At 46.0% G+C, this 17368-nt stretch carries 20 protein-coding genes and 2 pseudogenes; 18 read left to right on the top strand and 4 right to left on the bottom strand.

What is annotated here, in order from left to right; translation table 11 throughout:
• Nucleotides 1-388: 388 nt before the first annotated feature.
• The 7 genes and pseudogenes from CAFE_RS10600 to CAFE_RS10570 form a co-directional block, all read left to right on the top strand.
• A pseudogene (locus CAFE_RS10600) lies at nt 389-700 on the top strand (VirD4-like conjugal transfer protein, CD1115 family); the annotation flags it as partial.
• A 92-nt stretch (nt 701-792) separates the two neighbouring features.
• Nucleotides 793-1005, top strand: a complete 213-nt coding sequence (locus tag CAFE_RS10595) for a Maff2 family mobile element protein (protein WP_011988858.1) — start codon at nt 793-795, stop codon at nt 1003-1005.
• A gap of 11 nt (nt 1006-1016) precedes the next feature.
• On the top strand, nt 1017-1883 hold the full coding sequence (locus tag CAFE_RS10590; RefSeq protein WP_156990628.1) for a VirB6/TrbL-like conjugal transfer protein, CD1112 family: 867 nt from the start codon (nt 1017-1019) through the stop codon (nt 1881-1883).
• A 48-nt stretch (nt 1884-1931) separates the two neighbouring features.
• Nucleotides 1932-2405, top strand: coding sequence for a SpoVG family protein (locus tag CAFE_RS10585; RefSeq protein WP_021168007.1), 474 nt, complete (start codon nt 1932-1934; stop codon nt 2403-2405).
• A 46-nt stretch (nt 2406-2451) separates the two neighbouring features.
• Nucleotides 2452-2847 (top strand): DUF7007 domain-containing protein, encoded by a 396-nt coding sequence (locus tag CAFE_RS10580; RefSeq protein ID WP_156990627.1) that lies wholly within the window; start codon nt 2452-2454, stop codon nt 2845-2847.
• Nucleotides 2848-2894: 47 nt separating this feature from the next.
• On the top strand, nt 2895-3290 hold the full coding sequence (locus tag CAFE_RS10575; protein WP_021168005.1) for a PrgI family protein: 396 nt from the start codon (nt 2895-2897) through the stop codon (nt 3288-3290).
• Complete coding sequence (locus CAFE_RS10570; protein WP_166525113.1) at nt 3238-5601, top strand: VirB4-like conjugal transfer ATPase, CD1110 family; 2364 nt, start codon at nt 3238-3240, stop codon at nt 5599-5601. Before CAFE_RS10575 ends, CAFE_RS10570 begins: the two co-directional genes overlap by 53 nt.
• Before the next feature lie 107 nt (nt 5602-5708).
• On the opposite strand, the gene CAFE_RS20070 is transcribed toward CAFE_RS10570, so the two are convergent.
• Nucleotides 5709-5996: a hypothetical protein gene (locus CAFE_RS20070; protein ID WP_233452778.1), complete on the bottom strand. Its 288-nt coding sequence runs from the start codon at nt 5994-5996 to the stop codon at nt 5709-5711.
• On the opposite strand from CAFE_RS20070, the gene CAFE_RS10565 reads away from it, so the two are divergent.
• From CAFE_RS10565 to CAFE_RS10530, 8 genes are all read left to right on the top strand, one after another.
• A complete protein-coding gene (locus CAFE_RS10565) occupies nt 5942-7597 on the top strand; it encodes a C40 family peptidase (RefSeq protein ID WP_040109573.1) in 1656 nt (551 codons plus the stop codon). The two genes, CAFE_RS20070 and CAFE_RS10565, sit on opposite strands and share 55 nt — an antisense overlap.
• Before the next feature lie 18 nt (nt 7598-7615).
• On the top strand, nt 7616-7885 hold the full coding sequence (locus tag CAFE_RS10560; protein ID WP_021168001.1) for a DUF4315 family protein: 270 nt from the start codon (nt 7616-7618) through the stop codon (nt 7883-7885).
• Complete coding sequence (locus tag CAFE_RS10555; protein WP_021168000.1) at nt 7882-8541, top strand: DUF4366 domain-containing protein; 660 nt, start codon at nt 7882-7884, stop codon at nt 8539-8541. The genes CAFE_RS10560 and CAFE_RS10555 overlap by 4 nt, the downstream gene beginning before the upstream one ends.
• On the top strand, nt 8538-8750 hold the full coding sequence (locus CAFE_RS10550) for a hypothetical protein (protein WP_080315675.1): 213 nt from the start codon (nt 8538-8540) through the stop codon (nt 8748-8750). Before CAFE_RS10555 ends, CAFE_RS10550 begins: the two co-directional genes overlap by 4 nt.
• Entirely contained in the window at nt 8747-9124 is a 378-nt protein-coding gene (locus CAFE_RS10545; protein WP_028972208.1) for a cysteine-rich VLP protein, read from the top strand. The genes CAFE_RS10550 and CAFE_RS10545 overlap by 4 nt, the downstream gene beginning before the upstream one ends.
• A gap of 140 nt (nt 9125-9264) precedes the next feature.
• Nucleotides 9265-9837 carry a defense against restriction DarA-related protein gene (locus tag CAFE_RS10540; RefSeq protein WP_021167997.1) on the top strand — a complete coding sequence of 191 codons (573 nt, stop codon included), beginning with the start codon at nt 9265-9267 and terminating at the stop codon, nt 9835-9837.
• Nucleotides 9838-9886: 49 nt separating this feature from the next.
• Nucleotides 9887-10069 (top strand): DUF4316 domain-containing protein, encoded by a 183-nt coding sequence (locus CAFE_RS10535; protein WP_021167996.1) that lies wholly within the window; start codon nt 9887-9889, stop codon nt 10067-10069.
• A complete protein-coding gene (locus tag CAFE_RS10530) occupies nt 10066-10413 on the top strand; it encodes a plasmid mobilization protein (protein ID WP_011988850.1) in 348 nt (115 codons plus the stop codon). The genes CAFE_RS10535 and CAFE_RS10530 overlap by 4 nt, the downstream gene beginning before the upstream one ends.
• A gap of 53 nt (nt 10414-10466) precedes the next feature.
• Here CAFE_RS10530 and CAFE_RS10525 read toward each other — a convergent pair whose 3' ends face one another.
• Nucleotides 10467-12581 (bottom strand): AAA family ATPase, encoded by a 2115-nt coding sequence (locus CAFE_RS10525; RefSeq protein ID WP_156990625.1) that lies wholly within the window; start codon nt 12579-12581, stop codon nt 10467-10469.
• A gap of 289 nt (nt 12582-12870) precedes the next feature.
• Between CAFE_RS10525 and CAFE_RS10520 the strand changes: the two genes are divergently transcribed.
• Both CAFE_RS10520 and CAFE_RS10515 read left to right on the top strand, forming a co-directional pair.
• Nucleotides 12871-13170, top strand: coding sequence for a CD1845 family protein (locus CAFE_RS10520; RefSeq protein WP_021167994.1), 300 nt, complete (start codon nt 12871-12873; stop codon nt 13168-13170).
• An 80-nt stretch (nt 13171-13250) separates the two neighbouring features.
• Entirely contained in the window at nt 13251-14651 is a 1401-nt protein-coding gene (locus tag CAFE_RS10515; protein ID WP_021167993.1) for a relaxase/mobilization nuclease domain-containing protein, read from the top strand.
• Between the two features lie 209 nt (nt 14652-14860).
• Here the strand turns inward: CAFE_RS10515 and tnpA are convergent.
• Nucleotides 14861-15187, bottom strand: a pseudogene (gene tnpA, locus CAFE_RS10510) (IS200/IS605 family transposase); the annotation flags it as partial.
• Nucleotides 15188-15532: 345 nt separating this feature from the next.
• On the opposite strand from tnpA, the gene CAFE_RS10505 reads away from it, so the two are divergent.
• Nucleotides 15533-16117 carry a hypothetical protein gene (locus CAFE_RS10505; RefSeq protein WP_020073007.1) on the top strand — a complete coding sequence of 195 codons (585 nt, stop codon included), beginning with the start codon at nt 15533-15535 and terminating at the stop codon, nt 16115-16117.
• 398 nt (nt 16118-16515) lie between these two features.
• Here the strand turns inward: CAFE_RS10505 and CAFE_RS10500 are convergent, their stop codons facing one another.
• A complete protein-coding gene (locus CAFE_RS10500; RefSeq protein ID WP_009064831.1) occupies nt 16516-17112 on the bottom strand; it encodes a TetR/AcrR family transcriptional regulator in 597 nt (198 codons plus the stop codon).
• Between the last annotated feature and the right edge of the window lie 256 nt (nt 17113-17368).

Here is a 17368-nt window from a genome sequence, read left to right as displayed (position 1 = left end):
TTCGATATCCGTAAAAGTTTGTTGCTTTTTCATTTCTCTGCACCGCCTGTGAATTGATAGTTCTATTTTACCAGAGTTCTCCTCTCTTCGGTAGAGGGGCGGATTAAATCAGAGGTTCCTTAGATGTTTTCAAACGAAATAATCCACACTTTTATTACAATGGATTTGAGAATTACTTTAATAGAAATATCTAATAAACTATTTTGCTTCTTAGCAACATAGTTCGACCTCTTATTTTGGGTGTTAATTCCCTGCATAACGCATCATCACAGTACTGGCAGTTTTAATTTAGTATTAAATTGCACATAACAACCATAAGCTAAAGCCGTGATTTATTGGACACGGTTTTAGCTTATGGTTTTAATTTACCCCTTGACAATGTTGCAGTGAGCTTATGACAATGGACGAATTGACCACTATGCCGGGCAATAAGTGTATTTTACAGCTTCGCGGCCTGCGTCCGTTCCTTTCCCCGAAATATGATTTGAAACAGCACCCCAATTACAGGGATACCGCCGAAGCCGACAAGCGCAACGCTTTTGACGCTTCAAAGCTGGTAAACCGCCGCATGAAAAAGCTCAATCCTAATGAGCAGTATACCGTTTATGAAGTAAGTGCTGACGAGGAAACCGCCGCCATAGACGAGAACGAGGACATTCTCAACTATGATGATGTGGACGAACCGGAAGCATTTGCATAACTTCGGGCCAACTTGTCCCGAAGTGACAGCCGCCGAAAATGGCGGTTTTTTTGTACCCAAAAACAATATAAAAACATGGAGGTAATTAGATTATGGGATTTTTTACGAGTGCAGTTAGTACCTTACAGACCCTTGTTGTGGCTCTTGGCGCGGGCCTTGCCGTGTGGGGCGTTATCAACCTTTTGGAAGGGTATGGTAGCGACAATCCGGGCGCGAAATCGCAAGGCATTAAACAGCTTATGGCCGGGGGCGGCGTTATCCTGCTGGGAACAACGCTTGTACCTATGCTTTCCAGCCTGTTTTAAGGTAGGCCGGTATGGATTTTCTCACCGACTGGATTAACGAATGGATAAAAGGTCTGCTGGTAGACGGTATCATGGGCAATTTAAGCGGCCTTTTCGAGAACGTGAACGACCAGATCGGAGAGATTGCAACGCAGGTGGGAACCACGCCGGGGAATTGGAACCCCGGCGTGTTCTCCCTTATACGGCAGCTTTCCGAAACGGTTGTTTTGCCGATTGCCGGACTGGTGCTTACCTTTGTCATGTGCTATGAGCTGATTCAAATGCTGATTGACCGGAACAACCTGCACGACATTGATACATGGATTTTCTTCAAATGGATATTCAAAACCTTTGTCGCGGTACTGCTTCTATCCAACACGTTTAATATCGTGATGGCGGTATTTGATGTTTCCCAAAGCGTCATTAACAGCGCAGGGGGCGTGATTGCAGGGAATACAGGGGTAAGCCCCGATATGCTGGACAGCTTGGAAGCCCATCTCATGACAATGGAAATCGGCCCTCTGCTCGGTCTGTGGATGCAATCCTTTCTGATTAAGATTATTGTCGTAGCAATCAACATTGTTGTGTTTGTCATTGTGTACGGCAGAATGATTGAAATTTACCTACTCACCAGTTTAGCACCTGTGCCGATGGCAACCTTGGTCAACCGGGAAATCGGAGGCATGGGCCAGAACTATCTGAAATTCCTGTGCGCCGTGGGCTTTCAAGGCTTGCTGATTTTGGTATGTGTGGGAATCTACGCAAAGCTGGTGCAGAGTATCGCCGTAGGCGGCGACCCCATTGGAGCCATATGGACAGTAATCGGCTATACGGTTCTATTGTGCTTCACCATGTTCAAGACGGGAAGCCTTGCGAAATCTATTTTTGGAGCGCACTGACAACTTCGGGCCAACTTGTCCCGAAGTGAGAAAGGAGAAATTTTTACTATGAGCAACGAAAACACAACAGTTCCGCAGGAAACGGAACAGCAACCCGAACCGGCGGCTCTGCCGCTGAAGCTGGACATTACCGCCCGGCTCATTGAGCCAAAGGGCAACCTTGTAGGCTTTGCCAGTCTGAAACTGAATGACTGCTTTGTGATTGACGATTTCAAGATTTTGCAGAGCGACAAGGGCATTTTTGTGGGTATGCCGAGCAAGCCGGATAAGACCAGCAAGACCGGCTACCGGGATACGTCCCGCCCCATCACAAAGGAGTTTCGCGCGGAGCTGACCGAAGCCGTGACAGCGGCCTACCATGCAGAGCTTGAAAAGTTGCAGACCCGCGCCGCTGCCATTGCTTCCCCTGAAAAGCAGTCTATCCCGAAACAGCTTGCGGAGGGCGCAAAACAGGCGGCACAGGAAAACGCTGCCCGTCCTGCTCCTGCAAAGGCAGGTAAAGCCAAAAGTGCAGAAAGGTAACAGTGCGACTTCGGGCCAATTTGGCCCGAAGTGGAAAGGAGTTTTTATGTATCAACAGCCGGAACAATCACCGTGGGGCAAGGTGCAGACCTGTGACGTTCTCTGCCCCGGCGTGTTTCTTGTGAGTACCGCCAGTCATGGCGGCACAATGGTTGCAAAGGATATGGCGGCGGTGCTTTCTCCTGCCGCGATTAAGTGCGGCTTTCGTCACAGCGGTTTTCTCTGCTTCGAGGAAGATACGCAGGAAGATGTTGCCTTGCGGGAGCTTTTGGATAAAAAGCTGTTGGCGGTTCCAGACCGTATAAAAGACAAGGCCGCTTTTGGGGAAAACATCAATAAGTCGCTCCGGGAACATAACCCGGACTATTGGCGGGTACGGCAGGCTGGACTGGAAAAGACCCCGGCACGGCAGACGGTTCCTATCCACAATGCAGAACGATAATCAACTTCGGGTCAACTTGGCCCGAAGTCAGAAAGGAGGATTTTTCATTGGCCTATGTAAGCGTACCAAACGACCTATCGAAAATAAAAACCAAAGTGGCGTTCAATCTCACCAAACGCCAGCTACTATGCTTCGGAGCGGCGGCGGTAGTCGGTATTCCGACTTATCTTTTTACCCGTACCGCCATTGGTAATACCGGGGCCATGCTCTTAATGATTGCCCTTATGCTCCCTTGCTTTCTCATTGCCATGTATGAGCGTGACGGACAGCCGCTTGAAAAAGTGGTGCGAAATATTGTCCGCTCCAAATTCCTATGGCCCCGCACACGCCCCTATCAGACACAGAATTTCTATGCGTATCTAAGCAACCCCGGAAAGGAGGTTTCACCCAATGGCGCAAAAAACAAAACGCCCGCCTGTTCCCGCAAAAAGCGGAAAGCCTAAAAAACGCGGGCCGCAGTCGGCACAGCAGACCATTCCCTACAAAGAAATGCTGAAAGACGGTATCTGCAAGGTGCGGGAGGGCTACTACACTAAGACCCTTTCCTATGAGGATATTAACTACGCCGTAGCTTCCAGTGACGACCAAAGCACCATTTTTGACGGGTACTGCGGCTTCCTCAATTACTTTGACAGTGCCTTGCCCTTTCAGCTTTCCTTTATCAACCACCGCTCCCGCCCGGAAAACCGTTACAGTGTGAACATTTCCCCGCAGGACGACGATTTCAACAGTATCCGGGGCGAATTTACCGCCATGCTGGAAAATCAGATTGCCAAAAGTAACAACGGCATTGTCCGCTCCAAATACATCACATTTGGTATCAACGCAGACGGGATCGGGGCGGCCCGCCCCCGCTTGGAACGTATCGAAGCGGATATTGTGGGGAACTTCAAGAAGCTGGGTGTACAGTCGGCAACCCTTTCCGGGCGGGAACGCTTGGAAGTGCTGCACAGCCAGCTACACCCCGGAGGGCGGGAGCCATTCCGCTTTTCGTGGGATATGATACCCAAAACAGGTATGGGGACAAAGGATTTTATCGCTCCCACGTCCTTTGACTTTCGCCAAAGCCGCGCTTTTCGTGTAGGGACTACATGGGGCGCGGCTCTGTATATGCAGATTATGGCTTCTGAGCTTTCCGACAAGCTGTTAGCAGAGCTTTTGGAAGTGGACGCAGAAATGACCATCACCCTGCATATCCAGACGGTAGACCAGACCAAAGCGGTGAAAACGGTCAAGGCAAAGCTGACCGACATAGACCGAATGAAAATGGACGAACAGAAAAAAGCCGCCCGGGCCGGATATGACATTGATATTCTTCCCCCGGATTTGCTCACTTACAGCAAGGACGCGGCGGCACTCTTGGCAGACTTACAAAGCCGCAATGAGCGAATGTTTCTTCTCACGTTCCTTGTGGTGAATACGGCCCCCACCCGCCAGCAGTTGGAAAATGACATTTTCACGGTGTCGGGCATTACACAGAAATACAACTGCTTTCTCAAACGGCTGGACTTTCAGCAGAAACAGGGCTTTATGAGTAGCTTGCCCCTTGGCTGGAATGGCATTGAAATACAGCGGGGCATGACCACAAGCTCTACGGCAATTTTCGTTCCCTTTATGACGCAGGAGCTTCGCATGGACGGGCAGGCATTGTACTACGGCATGAACGCCCTTTCCCATAACGTCATTATGGCAGACCGCAAAAAGCTGAAATCCGCCAATGGTTTTTATCTTGGCTCTACCGGCTCCGGCAAGAGTTTTGCCGCAAAGCGTGAGCTAATCAACGTATTCCTTGCCACCAAAGACCGCATTATCGTGGTAGACCCAATGGGCGAATACGCCCCGTTAGTCCGGCGGCTTGGCGGGGAGGTCATAGAAATATCACCAAACAGCCCCCATCACATCAACCCAATGGACTTAAAACTGAACTTAGCCGGAGAGAACAGCCCGCTTTCTATGAAAGCGGATTTTTTATTGTCCTTATGTGAGCTGATTATCGGCGGCAAGGAGAGTTTACAGCCCATTGAAAAAACCGTGATTGACCGTTGTGTGCGGCTGGTGTACCGGGAGCTTGCCCTTGGGATCGGGGACTGGAAAATGCCGCTTCTGCAAGATTTATATGAAACCTTGTGCCAGCAGCCCGAACCGGAAGCCAGACGAATTGCAACCGCCTTGGAGCTTTACTGCATCGGTTCCCTTAATATGTTCAACCACCCTACCAACGTACAGACCGACAGCCGCATTACCTGTATCGTGTTGAAAAGCATGGGAGAAAACCTACGCAAAATCGCCATGCACATCACAAACGAGCTGGTGACACAAGCGGTAGACGAGAACTTTTCCAGAAGTCTTTCGACTTGGTGTTACTATGATGAATTTCATATTTTGTTGCAGGACGCACTTTCTGCCAGTTATTTTGTCCGTGTGTGGAAAATGCTTCGTAAAAAGGGCTGTGTACCGAGTGCACTCACGCAGAATGTAAAAGACCTTTTAGCCAGCCGTGAGATTGAAAATATTCTGGAAAACAGCGACTTTATGATACTGCTGTCACAGGCACAGGGCGACCGGGCGATTCTCGCCAAACAGCTTGGCATATCGGAACATCAGCTTTCGTATATCGCTCACAGCAATTCCGGGGAGGGGCTTTTGTTCTTCGGCAATACCACCATTCCCTTTGTAGACCGTTTCCCCCGTGGTGAAATCTACAATCTGCTTACCACAAGGCCTGAGGACGTCAGGGAGGCCCCAAATGCGTGATACAGGCAGACCGGGCCACTTGCGGTTTAAGCCAAAGGGACAGGCAGCAACTTCGGGTCAACTTGGCCCGAAGTCAAAAAAGCGGGCTACACCGAAAAAAGAAACTGTCAGGAAAACACCACCGCAAACCGCCGACCCGTCAGGAACTTCGCCACTTGTAGGTAATCGCTCTGACCCGGCTCCGCCTGATATGGAGAAGCAGAAATTGCGATTTGAAGATGAAACTGCCGCGGATACCGCAATCCCGCCAAAATCTGCTGACCTTGCCACTTCGGGCCAACTTGGCCCGAAGTCGGGAAAGCTCCGACAGGACAGTAAGAAGCCCCGACCCTCGGAACGTCTGCGGCGTGACGGAGATCCACCGCCCGGTGGTGAAACTGCTGGAGCTGATTCACATTCTGGCTCTGCCAACAAAAAGGCGGCGCAGAACGGTAAGCGTATGGAGAAATCAAAGCTCTGCATGGAAAAAAGCGGCGAAAAGCTGAATACCGCCCGTGAAAAATTAGAGAGCCAGAAACCGCAGAAAAAGCCCGGCCCGATTAAAAAAGTGAGCCGTGCCGCCGGGTATCAGTCATGGCGGTATGTGCATGGGAAAATTCATCAAATAGAGCATGAAAATGCAGGAACGGAAGCCGCCCACAAAACGGAACTTGCCGGGGAACACCTTGCCCGGGGCGGTACACGCTTTATCAAGCACCGTATCCGCACTCGTCCCACCCGGCAGGTTCGCAAATGGGGAAACAGGCATATCAGCGCAAGAGCCGATTACGCCTACCGCCAGCTTGTGCAGGACAATCCGGGCTTGCAAAGTAACCCGGTTTCCCGGTTCTGGCAGAAGCAACAGTTAAAAAAACAGTACCGAAAACAGGCGAAAGAAGCGGCTAAGCAGGGCAAAAAAGCGGTGCGCTTCACTGAAAAAGTAACCCGAACGGTTGCGGCCTTTGTAAAGCGCAATCCAAAGATTTTATTGCTTGGGCTGGTGCTGTTCCTGTTGATTGTGATTCTGCAATCCTGCATGGCGGGAATCACCACCATTGGCAACGGCCTGATTAGCGTGGTGGGCGGCACTTCCTACGGTTCGTCGGACAGTGATATTGAAGTCGTCGAAGAAAACTATACCGCACTGGAAAAGGATTTGCGGGAACGGCTCTCCCAGATAGAAAGCGATTATCCCGGCTATGACGAGTACCGCTATTCCGTGGATGAAATCGGGCATGACCCCTTTGAGCTGGCTTCCTATCTGACTGCCAAATACGGCGGCTACACCCCGGCACAGGTACAGGCCGAACTGCAAACCCTGTTCGGACAGCAATATATCCTGACCATCACGGAAACGGTAGAGGTGCGCTACCGCACGGAAACCGACACTTGGACGGACGAAAACGGCGAAACCCATACCGACACCTACGAGGTTCCCTATAATTACTATATCCTCAACGTATCTTTGAAAAACAAGTCATTGGGAGCAGTGGCTCTTTCCAATCTTAACCCGGAACAGACGGAACGCTATACCATTTACCAAAAGACCAAAGGCAACCGCCCATATCTGTTTGAGGGAAACATTTACGCCCATGCCGGGGAATACACCGATTACGACATCCCCCCACAAGCTCTGGCCGACCCGGAATTTGCCGCTATGATTGCCGAAGCGGAGAAATACTTAGGCTACCCCTATGTTTGGGGCGGTTCTTCTCCCTCCACTTCCTTTGATTGTTCGGGCTTTGTGTGCTGGGTCATCAATCAGTCGGGCGTGGGAAGCGTGGGGCGAACCACCGCAACAGGGCTTTTCAATTCCTGTTCCCATATCCCACCGGACGAAGCACAGCCCGGCGACCTGATTTTCTTTCAAGGCACCTACGACACTTCCGGCGCAAGCCATGTGGGAATTTACGTTGGAAACGGCATGATGATTCATTGCGGCTCCCCCATACAGTACACTTCCATCAATACAAACTACTGGCAAAGTCATTTTTTAGGCTATGGACGTTTGCCATAACCAAAAAGGAGGTAACTTTTGAACGCAAAAATTGAACGTGTCTGCAAGGACATACAGAAAACAAAGGATAAAATCAATGAGTTTCAAACAAAGCTGCGGGAGCTGGAAAAGCAGAAAACCGAGCTGGAAAATCTGGAAATTGTGGACGCGGTGCGCGGCATGGATATCTCCCTGACCGACCTTGCCGACCTGCTGAAAGCAGCAAAGGCAGGCGGCGCCACTTCGGGTCAACTTGGCCCGAAGTCCGCAGTACCCGCCCAAACTGAAAAGGAGGAAATCGAAGAATGAAGAAATTTCGTATGATGGCGGTGCTATGCGCCGCTTTTTTAATGGCCTTTTCCTTTAGCACTGTGGCCTATGCCAGCGGCGGTGAGGAAACCCCGGAGGTAACGGAAGCTCCGGCGATTTCTAAAACAACCAGTGACCCCAATCCCTTTACCCCTGACGGAACGGGAACGGTAGTCAATACCGCCACGGACGAGGACGGCAAGCAGTTTTACACCATCACCACCCCGGACGAAAATGTATTTTACCTTGTGATTGACCTTCAGCGGAAAACGGACAATGTGTATTTTCTGAACGCCGTGACGGAAAAAGACCTGCTGGCCCTTGCGGAGAAGTCCGAGGATACCGTGGAAAATGAAACCGCCGCTATTACCACTCCCGAACAGGAAAGCAGTTCTGAAACAGACATAAGCTCTGAAACTTCTTTAGAAACCTCTGCGGAGCCGGAGCAAAAAAGCAATCCTACCATGCTCCTGCTGGTGCTGGCGGTTGTTGCAATCGGCGGTGGAGCCGGATATTACTTTAAGATTTACCGCCCGAAGCAGGAGCGGGCCGCTTTGGCAGAGGACGAATTTGACGAATACGAAGCCGACCCTTACGACGAGCAGGAGGACAATACCCCGCCGTGGGAAGTAGATGGGGAGGACGAGGACGTATGAATTTCACCAACAGCCCCTATGAAAAAATGATGAAAGAAAAGCCCCGCCCCTGCCGCCCGGCTCCACCGCGCAAGCCGCCGAAAGGCTCTCCCTGCCGGGATTGCAGTTATTGGAACGGCTCTGTCTGCGTGGGCGTTTGCTACCGAGATTTGATACTGCCGCAAAGAGAGGGAACTTCGGGCCAACTTGGCCCGAAGTCAGAGCTATGAGTGCCGAACCCCGGGAACTGACCCGCCGGGAACGCGCCTCAATCCGCAGGCTGGTAACAGGGATATGCGCCAATTATGACCCGGAATACGGTTGTCTGCCCCTTGATTACGGCGGCTGCTATATGCTGGATAAATGCTGGACGGGCGCATACTGCAAATATTTTCAAAAGGCCGTGCTTCCGCTTGAACCGGTGCTGGAAGCTGATTTAGCCGGAACCCCCGCTTTGCTTTCCCGCAAGACCTGCCCGGTCTGCGGCACGGCCTATCTTCCTGTTACCAGTCAGATCTATTGCTCCGAAGCCTGCCGCCGGAAAGGAAAACGCGAAGCAGACCGCCGCCGCCAACAGCGGCACAGGCGCAGAAACAAGGGGTAAGGTGTCACGAAGTTCACCTAAAAAAGCCTTGATTTCCGGGGCTTTCCGGCCCCGGTTTCAAGGAAAAGGTATCTACGCTTCCTGCCCCCGCTTTTTGAGGGTAACAGCGTGACATTTCTATGTGTGAAAACGGAGGGAAAATGAGCGATAACGTAAAAGGATATGAAATCAAACGGGCCATTGTCTTTGAGAATGACCGGGGCTTTGCCCTTGGGGAAAATCCACAGGCGGTACAGCCCTTTGCCACATGGCAGTTTACCGAGGACATAAGCGGCAGGCGCGATTACTATTCGGGACACTATACCGCCGATAAAGCCGCCGCCACAAGGGATTATGAGAACCGTGTAGCCGAATATCAGCATAATTACGGCGTATCCGCAAAATCAGCTTACCGATATTATTCTACACAAAGGCCAGTGGATATTGGTACATTCCCCAAAACGGAGAACGGCCCGTTATATCTCGTGAATTTTGATAAGCGGGAAAGTGTGGAACATTACCGCTTTCTGGCGTGGGGCTATCTTGTGTATGACGCGCCCCTGACAGAAAAGCAAATGGCTGACTATGAGCTTCGGGCGGCTCCCGGCAATCCCGACAGGGAACCGGAAAAAAGTAAATCCATTGCCGCCCGGCTGGCAGAGGGAGCCAAACAGGTGGCACGGGACAACGCCGCCCTTACTGCTCCCGCAAAAGGAACAGAGAAAGACCGATAACCACTTCGGGCCAACTTGGCCCGAAGTCACAAAAAGGAGGTTTTTGATAATGGAAAAGGATAACTATTTGAACAATGCAGAGCTTTCCACGGAACAGAATTACAACATGATTGATGGGATTCCGAACAATGCCCCTTTGCCTATTGTGCAGGCCATGCCGGAGGAAAGGCCGAAAGACAGGGTAAAGGAGCCGCCGGCAAAGCGCAGGAGCCGGGAACGGGAGGAACGGTGAGCCGCCCCAAACGCAGGCGGGGCGTTCCCCTTTATGTTTGGGTGAGTAATGATGAATACGCCGCCATTCAGGAACGTATGGCACAAGCCGGAACACAGAATTTAAGCGCCTATATCCGCAAAATGGCGCTCAATGGCTATGTGCTGAATGTTGACCTTGCCCCCGTCCGGGAGCTGGTTTCCCTGCAACGCAGATGTGCCAACAATCTGAATCAGGTTGCCATTCATGCCAATACCTACGGCGTTTATCCGTCCGAAATTGCCGCCCTGCAAAAAGATTATACCGAGTTATGGGGCCGGGTTTCAGAGGTACTCAAACAGCTTACGGCGGTAGTGGAGCTATAATAAAGGGGACAGATTAATCTGTCCCCTTTAAATATTTTATTTTTTTGTATGGACTACCCAACTGTTTGAACAAGGCTTTCTTCAATAGTGCAAATTTCATTATCACAATAATTAAGAACATATTGCGGTACAATCTTGTACTGCCTTGGATTAAGTTGGAATAAATAATCGTTTTGCACATGGAATGTTTCATCTACATATTTTTTCATTGCGCTGCCCCGTTCCATATCTCCATCTTTTAACATCCTATATATTTGAACCTTTTCATAGCCACTTGCAGAGTTGCGATACAGTGCTACCATATCCGAGATATTTTTGGTACGCGCATATACAGTTGAATAATCAAAGTCATCAATCTTTTGTTGAATGATACTGGTAGCTAATACAATTTCGTCAGGAGTCATATCCCGCAGACTTCCGTCTTCATCTTTGATTTGGGGAATATCTCTATCTTTGTGAAATACGTTAGAAAGTAAATCCCAAACTATATCCTTTTGATCGTTGATTTCGACAAGCCGCCTATAATAAATCAGCTTGTGGATTATATCGGCAGAATCAGCAATATTACTTTCACATACCGAAACACATGATTTGACATCTGTATTTGTAATTACATGTTCGTCTAACGTTCCATTAATATTTGAAATAAAGTATGCTTTCGCTGACGGTGAGAAAATATCACGCAAGGTGCAAACAATATCAATAATTGGCTCAAAATCATGTGTTAACATCAATACAGTTTTTCCTTGAAAAGAGTTTGTCCCTCTAAAAAGCATAGACATAATAGCAAACTTTTTATTATTATCAAAAGATGAAATAGGATCATCAAGTATTATAAAATCCGCATTTTCTTTAAGCGCTTGATACATAAACAATACCAAAGCGAAAGCATTTCGCTCACCGTAACTTAAATGTTCTTTTACATTTCCGATACCCTCGCTCTGTTCTGTATACGTTAAGATTAAGCGGTAGCTTTCCCCTGTAGATTGAACGATTGAAACTTTGTATTGATAACCTGCTGATTCAAGAAAACCATTAATATCTTTACTATGTTTTTCTATAGTCTTTCTTATTTCTTCTTTTTGCTGAGCAACTTGTCCTTGTAACTGCCCCGCAACAGTAATTACTTCGTTCAGCGAAGCATTAATCCTGTCAATTTTAGATTTTGTATAATCGCTTTCTAGCTGACGGTAAAAGGCTAAGTCAATAATGTTTTCGCGTAATGCATCTGCTACCCGATCTACATTGCTCAATGAAGCAAAACCTAAGTATTTTAAACCAGTTAACTTATCGCGTAAAGTAATTACCTCGTCTTTTAGTCGTTTAAGAAACTCAATTTGTTCTGTTGTTATACCAGTAGCATTTTTTGAAATAATTTGCACAGCCGCTTTTGTATCTTCTGAAAAATAAGCCTCTAAGGAGGTAAATACATCTAATATTTTGCTTAATGAAGAAAGATATTTAGTATCATACTCTTGGCTTACTTTTAAGATGGTTTCTTTAGGTGTTGAAATGTTGGAAACACAATACGGACATTTATCAGTGATTTCCAAATAATCTTTTCCCTCGGTTTGCCACTTTAGCCATTTTAGATTTGTCCCTGCTGTTCTTAAATACGGAGCATATGCAGCAAGTTCAGGGGGAACATTCTCAAGCTTGTTTCCTTTACCAATACTTTTTCCGAGATCGCCTGCTTTTGAATATCCGCTCTGTGCTTTCCCAAACCCGTCGATAAAAGTTGTCAAATCATTAATAAGGGCATCTAGATCCGGGTCGTCACGAAAAGCTGTTTGTATGCTAGAAATTAACTCGGAAATTTTACGCATATGTTCTTCGTATTTGGGCGTTTTAACAAATATCTCAAAACTATTCGCTACTAACTCATCCTTTTGATAAGCATAGGTTTCAATATATTTCTCATCGAAGACAGCCACTTTCTGAATGGCATCAGATATCATAACACTTGGGTTATGGTCTTCTTTTCCATCATTCAAATACTTAAATGGACGTAAATCTGTTAGTGCCCCACCTGAAATATGTAAAGATATAGCTTGGGCAATCGTTGATTTTCCAGTACCATTAATAGCATATTTAATATTTAATCTTCCATTTTCAATATGTATATCACCAGAGTCAATATTATTGCAGTTATGAATAGAAATGTCCATTTTTGCTCCTTTCCGAAAAAGCAAAGCTACTGTTTAGGTTCTTCATACAAATAAATCAACACTCAACTATAATGCAACCCATGTTTCGCTTTAAAATTTTATTTTTCTCTCTAATTATACATAATTTTCCTTGTAGATTCAAGCCAAATATAGCTAACTTCGGGCCAACTTGTCCCGAAGTCCCGGGACAAGATCGGTGCGGCCTCGACAACATTGTTGTACTCTGCCTGAAATGGTAAAATATAGGTAGAATACAATAAGAAAGCCACTCAATGAAAGGAGAATTTTTATGAAGTTTATCAAACTAATATTTAAGATTATCGCCGCGCCGTTTGTGGTTCTGCTGACGATAGCAACACCCATGATTGAATTTGTATTCTGCTATGCCGCCGCTTTCTTACAGGTAGTTTCCGGGATAGGCGTTCTTATCAGCATTGCCCTGCTGATAAGTGGTGAAAAGCTAGGCTTCGGCGTGTTCCTGTTCCTGTCGTTTTTGATTTCTCCCCTTGGTATTCCTGCCATTGCGGAATACCTCATTGACGGACTGCACAGCCTGAACAATTCACTTCGCTTTTTCATTGTAAGCTAACAGCAGCATAACAGAATTGCCGGGCAACTTCGGGTCAACTTGGCCCGAAGTTGTTTTTTCGAGGAAAGGAGGAAACGAACATGGCTACCACCCGCCTTATGACCCGTCACACTGGAAGCGGCATGACTATTATGGAAACTTTAAAAGACGGTTTTGACTACGGGAAAAATCCAGATAAGACCCACAACGGCGATTTAATTCTTGCTTATAAATGTGACCCCGCCACCGCTGACGCAGAATTTTTACTCTCCAAAGCAAAGTACAAAGCTATCACAGGACGGGAGCAAAAACGGGAAAATGATGTGCTATATTATCAAATCCGGCAGTCGTTCCTGCCCGGCGAAACAGATCCCGAAACCGCTCTTAAAATCAGCTATGACTTTGCCATGCGCTGGACGAAAGGCCGACATGCCTTTTTCGTGGTTTCCCACGCTGACCGCCCCCACCCCCATTGCCATATTTACTACAATTCTACCTCGCTGGACTGCACCCGGAAATTCCGGGATTTTATCGGTTCAGCCCGTGCGGTGCGGCGGCTCTCTGATCGGATATGTCTTGAAAACGGACTGTCTGTTATCACCAATCCCAAACGCCACAGCAAGGGTAAATTCAAACACTATGGGGAATGGTTGGGAGGTCACAAGCCGCCGACATTTCAAGAGAAATTAAAGGCGCAGATTGATATTTGCCTTGCAACGAAGCCGCCGGATATGGACACCTTTTTACAGACAATGGCGGCGGCTGGTTATGAAATCAAGCAAGGGCGCGGCGGCACAATCAGCTTTCGGGCAGAGGGGCAGGAACGCTTTACCCGGCTCCGTACTTCCACGCTTGGCAAGGGATACGGGCAGGAGGATATACAAGCGGCGATTGAGGGCAAAACTGCTCCGCAGGAAAGGCGCAAGTTCAATCTGATTGTGGATATTCAAGCCCGTATGAAAGCCGGAAAAGGCCCGGCCTATGAACGCTGGGCAAAGGTATTCAACCTCAAGCAGATGGCGGCAGCCTTACAATATTTGCAGGAAAACGGCCTGATGGAATACGCGGATTTGGAGCAAAAGACCACAGAGCTTACCGACCGTTTCCATACGCTTTCAGACAGTATAAAAACCACCGAAACCGCAATACGTATCAATGCAGAGCTAAAGGCGGCTGTGGTGGATTATGCGAAATCCCGGCCTGTGTTTGAGGGGTACAAGGCGGCGAAGTACAGCAAAAAATATCTTGCCGAGCATGAAGCGGATATTGCCGCCTACCGGGCGGCGCAGGACACGTTCCGGCGGTTACTGTCCGGGGCAAAGCTCCCCAAAATGGATACGCTCAAAGCAGAGTTTCAGTGGTTGTCGGCCGACAAGAAGAAGGCTTACCGGGAGTACCGGGAAACAAAAAAGGCCATGCAGGAAATTGTAACGGTAAAAAGCAATATAGACCATCTGCTCGGCCTGACGGACGTGCAGAAAAATAAGGAAATGGAACGATAGCGAACATGACGCAACATGAGGTGCGAAGCGCCGACTTTGGGCCAAATTGGCCCGAAGTCGCAGGGTTTGGGGAAGGCACTCCCCAACAAGCAATTTTTGAGTTTTCCCGCAAGGGAAAATCTCAAAAATGTGCAAGTGTCAATACACTTGCCCTGCTTGCGGGTTAGCGTAAGCCCCAAAAATGGCACAAAAATTGTGGTTTGCTTTTAATATCCTTCCGCCCCAAAATTCCGATTACCAAATTTGTATTTTAAATTTGCATGTCTATCGAAAATCATTATCGCACTTTTTCCTTTGAGATATCCCATGATTTGCGATATACTGTATTTTGGTGGAATTGAGAGAAGCAAATGAATATGGTCGGGCATTATATGTCCTTCTATGATCGCAATTCCCTTCCTTTTGCATAAATCTCTTATGATTTGCCGTATGTCGTCCCTCAATTGATAATAGATTATCTTTCGCTGATACTTCGGCGTGAATACGTGGTCATTATGTCTGTCTGTGTGCGGTGATGATGGTGAAACTGTAAGCATTTACGGTAATTTCGCTGCCGAGATGTACTATGATACGACTCCAGAGGCAAGATATATGGAGCTATGGTTGCCATTAAGTTCATCGCAAAGTATAATGCAAATATGGATAAAAACAATGGAATACAAAAATAATCTACTCCGGTTTTTTGCCTATTGGTATGGCGATTTTTGGGCCTTTAGCAGATGTTGTCCCATTTCGTTGGGTTATGGTTTGGTTCAGGCGTTGCGTTAATTATTATTGCTACAGTTACACACTGCAATCTCATTTAGCAAATAAATAGATGTATCATGGAAAAATGCGAATGGATATTACTCGCTATTTATATAATTTGGAGGGTTATAAAGTTGAATAAAATAACAAAAAAGAATGTCATTCCCATACTAAGCGTTACAGTGGTTGGTGTTTTATTAGGTCTTTTTTCGGCCTATATAGACAATAGGCATATCCATATCAATTTCTTCTTAGGTCAAATAAATGTAAATGCGATTCTTTCAAATTTTGGTATATGGATCCTTATTGCATTATTTATTTCATTAAAAAGCGAAAAATCTATTTCAGCTGCAATTAGAGTTTTGTTTTTTTTCTTAAGTCTAAATATTACATTTCATATATACCATTTATTGATTCATGTTAATGTTAATAGCTATATGTTAATTTGGTATACAATTACCGCAATATCGCCGTTTTTGGCCGTTTTATGTCATAAAATAAAGCAAGATAATATCTTAGCGGTATTACTATCAGCAGGTGTTATTTCGGTAATGCTTTTGCAAATTATGTCCAGTAATCATGATGATATGTATTGTGAGATAATATTTTTAATTTGTGCTATAATTCTTATGCATAAAAAATTGATTACAACATTAATATCACTGTGTATAGGACCTGCTATTGCCTTTTTTCTGTATCAAATGCCTTTCTTTTCCTGAATGAGATGGTTTTTTAGTAAAAAGTCTGAAAATATGAAGGATTAATAGATGTTTACGACTTTTGCGAAGGATTTTGGATTGGAGTATATTTTGATATAATAATGACGCTTTCCAAAGGAAAATGTCCTTATCTAATACAATGGAATATTGATATGTGTTTGCGAGGGAACTGAACAAGTTGAAAAAGGTAAGACCTGACCTCTAGACCTGTGGCTAATACCGGCGTAAGAAAGCAATTTCTTACGCCATCTTTGCGTCTGAAAGAGCTTCCGAATTAATTGAAGTCTCTCATTTACACCCCTTGATAGATTACATAGATAGAGTTATCAAATGACAAATTGAATTGCCATACAGAAAAATAGACTTGCTCTGCGATTTTATTAGCCCTTAATAAAAAATCAACTTGACAATAATACAATGACAGTTTTGGTTACTTGGTCTTTAAAAATATTGAAGTCTAAGCCGTTGTGTGAAAATGCAGATTTTTCCTGTCTAAGAGCATCAATTAAAATGCAGCAAGTGTAAACTTTTTCAAATAAGTCATCTTGCGTTATGCCATTTTTATTTAATAGCTCTTTAATTTTTAAAAAATATTCATTTTCAAAATTGGAAAAATGACGATTGATATCAGTATCTTCTGATATCATCATTCTTAACTGAGCCAGAGCGTGACTGGTATCGGCATATAAGTCAATATAATAACAGATCCAATTTTCGACAAAACTAGCTAGTGAAAAAGGTTGTTGCAAACTTAATTTTTCAAGTAAATGGCCTGAAATATTTTCAAGATAATCGTGAAAAGCAGCAATGTATATTTGTTTCTTATCTTTAAAGTAACTATATAGCGCTCCTGTTGAGATACCAGCACGTTTGGCAATCTCAATTGTATTGGTTTTATAATATCCTTTTTCGCAAAAAAGGGCAAACCCGGCATCTAGTATTTTTTTCTTTGTTTCAATAGAACGTTTTTGAATGGGTTCTCTTACATCATTCATAATATCACCTCTTTTTTATTATACTTGGAACTTTAAATCAGGTCAATGAAATGTGAATCATTATTCGCATTTTGTTGACATCTATCAATGCGGGTACTATAATAATAATGTGAATAATCATTCGTATATAGTCTAATGGTATGAAGTCAAGAGGGTAAGTGCAAATGGAACGGATAAAAAAGCCACCATAAACGTACTGGCTGGATAAAAAAGGCAAACCTTTTCAAGCCCTGCCCTTGCAATTTAAAAAACAGGG

Origin of the sequence: Caproicibacter fermentans (assembly GCF_009746625.1) — a bacterium.
GTDB classification, from domain to species: domain Bacteria; phylum Bacillota; class Clostridia; order Oscillospirales; family Acutalibacteraceae; genus Caproicibacter; species Caproicibacter fermentans.
The sequence above is the reverse complement of the archived record's forward strand: the minus strand, read 5'-3'. Positions and strand labels throughout refer to the sequence as shown.